We start from the raw sequence: 3,408 nt of genomic DNA, 5'->3' as shown, positions 1-3,408 counted from the left end.
GCCGGTGCTGCCGGAGGTGTAGATCAGCAGGGCCAGGGGCTCCTCGTCGGACGGCGCCGCCGGCGGCGCCTCGGGCAAGGCGGTCCCGCGCTCCAGCAGGTCGGCCAGGGCCTCGACGGTGACGGCGGTGCCGGCCAGCCGCGCCCGGGCAGCGTCGACGGCCTCGCGCTCGTCGTCGGCCTCGGGGTGGTAGTCGAACACGACCAGCTTGGCCGGTGCCGGTCCGCTCAGGATCAGCTCGACGGCGTCGGGCAGCTGGTTCACGCTGGCCGCGATCACGACCGGCTCGGTCTCGGCGACGATCGGCTGCAGCTGCGCGAGCGCCGCGCTGGTCTGCAGCGGCACCGACACGGCGCCGATCATGCCGAGCGCGATGTCGATGGTGGCGTAGTCGACGCTGTTGAAGCCCAGCACGCACACCCGGTCGCCGGCCTGGACGGCGTCGTGGGCCAGGGCGCGGGTCAGCGCGTCGACGCGGTCGCGCAGCTCGCCGTAGGTGACGGTCTCGTAGCGGGGGAGCAGCTGCAGCGACGTGCGTCCGGTCGCGGCGTCCTTGACGAACTCCACCGCGCGCTGTCCGAGGGCCGGGCGGTCGGCGTAACCCTCGAGCACGGTCTGGATGATCTGCGGCAGTCGCAGTCCAGGCTGCTCAAGGGCCTCGGCGACGGCCGGGTCCGGTCGGGCGGCGGCGAACTGGGCGTCGTTGGCGGTGAGGTCGTCGACGCGGCGGGCGAGCCACTGTTCCTGAGTTGTAGTAGTCGACATAACGATTCCCTTTTAACGCGTAAGTACTTCAAGTGATTGGGCCGCGCGACGTTGCGCTGATCCCTAAAACGTTAGCAAAACTAACGGTATTCCAAAACGGGCCCGCCGTGGGTGTGATGTTGCACACCGCGCTAAAGGTCGCCGAGGAGGTGGGTCAGGGTGTCGACGCCCTCGGTCAGGAGCTCGTCGCTGATGGTCAGCGGCGGCAGGAGCCGGATGACGTTGCCGAACATCCCACACGTCAACACGATGACCCCGGCCGCGTGGGCCGCCTTCGAAAGCGCTTCCGTCAGTTCGGGATTGGGGTCCGAACTGCCGGACTTCACCAGCTCTACCGCGATCATCGCGCCGCGGCCACGAACGTCACCGATCCGGTCGTCGGACGCCTGCAGCCGCAACAGCGGTTCGGTGATCAGCCGCTCCAGCTGCCGGGCCCGCTCGATCAACCCGTCACTCTCGATCGTCGCGATGGTGGCCAGCGCCGCCGCGCACGCGATCGGGTTGCCGCCGAAGGTGCCGCCCAAACCGCCGACGTGCGGGGCGTCCATGATCTCGGCGCGTCCCGTCACCGCGGACAGCGGCAGCCCGTCGGCGATGCCCTTGGCGGTGCAGATCAAATCGGGTTCCAGGCCCGCCGGGCCCTCGTGTTCGCAGGCGAACATCGCGCCGGTGCGCGCGAACCCGGTCTGCACCTCGTCGGCGATGAACACCACGCCGTTGCGGCGGCACCAGTCCAGCAGGGCGGGCAGAAAGCCCTCGGCCGGGACGATGAATCCGCCCTCGCCCTGGATCGGCTCGATCAGGACGGCGGCCAGGCTGTCCGCGCCGACCTGGCTTTCGATGACCCTGATGGCCCGCTCGGCGGCCTTTTGGCCGTCGGTGGCCAGTTCCTTGTCTAGCAGGCCGTCCCGGTAGGGATAGGACAGCGGGGCGCGGTAGATCTCCGGCGCGAACGGCCCGAAGCCGCTCTTGTAGGGCATCGACTTGGCGGTGAGCGCCATCGCCAGGTTGGTGCGCCCGTGGTAGGCGTGGTTGAACGCCACCACGGCGGGCTTGCGGGTGTAGGCGCGCGCGGCCTTGATGGCGTTCTCGACGGCCTCGGCGCCGGAGTTGAACAGCACCGAGCGCTTTTCGCCGGAGCCCGGGGTGATCCGGTTGAGCTCCTCGGCGACGGCGACGTACTCCTCGTACGGCGTCACCATGAAGCAGGTGTGGGTGAAGTCGGCGACCTGCGCGCGCACCGCGTCGACCACCCGGGGCGACGAATTGCCGATCGTGGTGACGGCGATGCCGGAACCCAGGTCGATGAGCCGGTTGCCGTCGACGTCCTCGACGATGCCGCCGCCGGCCCGCGCGACGAAGACCGGCAGCGAAACGTTGACGCCGTGCGACACCGACGCGGCGCGGCGCTTGTTGAGTTCCAGCGATGTGGGACCGGGGATTTCGGTGACCAGCTGGCGAGTCTGCTCGAGGCTGGCCACGACGTCCTCCTCACCGCGGCGCGCGTGTCACGTCGCGCGTCAAGCCTATCTGGTTCACTGCGAGTCAGCGGGGCCAGTCGTTGGCCACCCGGGGTGCTGGCAGACTGGCCGTTACTGGTCGTTTCGAGCCCCGGAACGGGCGAATACGAAAGATAGGCGCAATGAATAGTTTGGTCATGTTTTTGCCGTTCGTGCTGATCATGGTCGGCTTCATTTACTTGCAGGGGCGCCGCCAGAAGAAGGCGATGCAGGCCACCATCGACCTGCACGACTCGTTGCGTCCCGGGGACCGGGTGCACACCACGTCCGGGCTGGAGGCCACCGTCGTCGCCATCACCGACGACACCGTCGACCTGGAGATCGCGTCCGGTGTGGTCACGACGTGGATGAAGCTGGCCATCCGCGACAAGATCCTGCCCGAGGAGCCGTCGGAGCTCGGTGACGACGACGCCGCCGACGACTTGGAGGAATCCGACGGGCTGACCGACCCGGGCCGATAGGCCGGGGGCACGTAGGCTTTTCTAGGCTCTGCCGGGGCAAGAAACCGATTCTCAAGGAGATACGAGGAAAGTGGCATCGTCTTCGGCGCCGGTGCACCCTGTCCGATACCTGTCGGTGTTCTTGCTGCTGCTGGTCGGCGTCTACCTGCTGGTATTCCTCACGGGCGACAAGAAAGCCGCGCCGAAACTCGGCATCGACCTGCAGGGCGGCACCCGCGTCACCCTGACCGCGCGCACCCCCGACGGGTCGCGCCCGAGCCGGGAGGCGCTGGCGCAGGCGCAGCAGATCATCAGCGCGCGCGTCAACGGGCTGGGCGTGTCCGGCTCGGAGGTCGTGGTCGACGGCGACAACCTGGTCATCACGGTGCCCGGCAGCGACGGCAGCGAGGCCCGCAACCTCGGGCAGACCGCGCGGCTGTACATCCGGCCGGTGCTCAACTCGATGCCGGCGCAGGCCGCCCAGCCCAAGCCGCCGGCCCAGGCGCCCGCGGGCGGGCCCCCGCCCGAGCAGCCGGCGCCCGGCCAGCCGGCGCCCGGCCAGCCGGGTGGCGCCCAGCCCCAGCAGCCCGCGCCCGGTGGGGCGCAGCCCCAGCCGCCCGCGCAGCCGGCGCCACCGGCACAGCCGGCGGCGCGCCCGCAACCGCGGCCCTACCCGCAGGACC

3 protein-coding genes and 1 pseudogene are annotated in these 3,408 nt (G+C 70.0%); 2 read left to right on the top strand and 2 right to left on the bottom strand.

Annotation, left to right across the window (positions count from 1 at the left end; translation table 11 throughout):
• Both A9X00_RS28540 and gabT read right to left on the bottom strand, forming a co-directional pair.
• Window positions 1–765: AMP-binding protein (locus A9X00_RS28540; RefSeq protein ID WP_156772345.1), on the bottom strand; the 765-nt coding region annotated here is incomplete at its 3' end.
• Between the two features lie 131 nt (window positions 766–896).
• Window positions 897–2,246, bottom strand: coding sequence for a 4-aminobutyrate--2-oxoglutarate transaminase (gabT, locus tag A9X00_RS28535; protein WP_067161541.1), 1,350 nt, complete (start codon window positions 2,244–2,246; stop codon window positions 897–899).
• Window positions 2,247–2,407: 161 nt separating this feature from the next.
• Between gabT and yajC the strand changes: the two genes are divergently transcribed.
• Complete coding sequence (gene yajC, locus A9X00_RS28530) at window positions 2,408–2,746, top strand: preprotein translocase subunit YajC (protein ID WP_066935371.1); 339 nt, start codon at window positions 2,408–2,410, stop codon at window positions 2,744–2,746.
• 70 nt (window positions 2,747–2,816) lie between these two features.
• Window positions 2,817–3,408: pseudogene (locus A9X00_RS28525) on the top strand (protein translocase subunit SecD); the annotation flags it as partial.

The sequence above is a fragment of the Mycobacterium sp. 1245805.9 genome, from assembly GCF_001672915.1.
GTDB lineage: Bacteria > Actinomycetota > Actinomycetes > Mycobacteriales > Mycobacteriaceae > Mycobacterium.
This window is presented reverse-complemented; position numbering and strand designations above follow the sequence as displayed.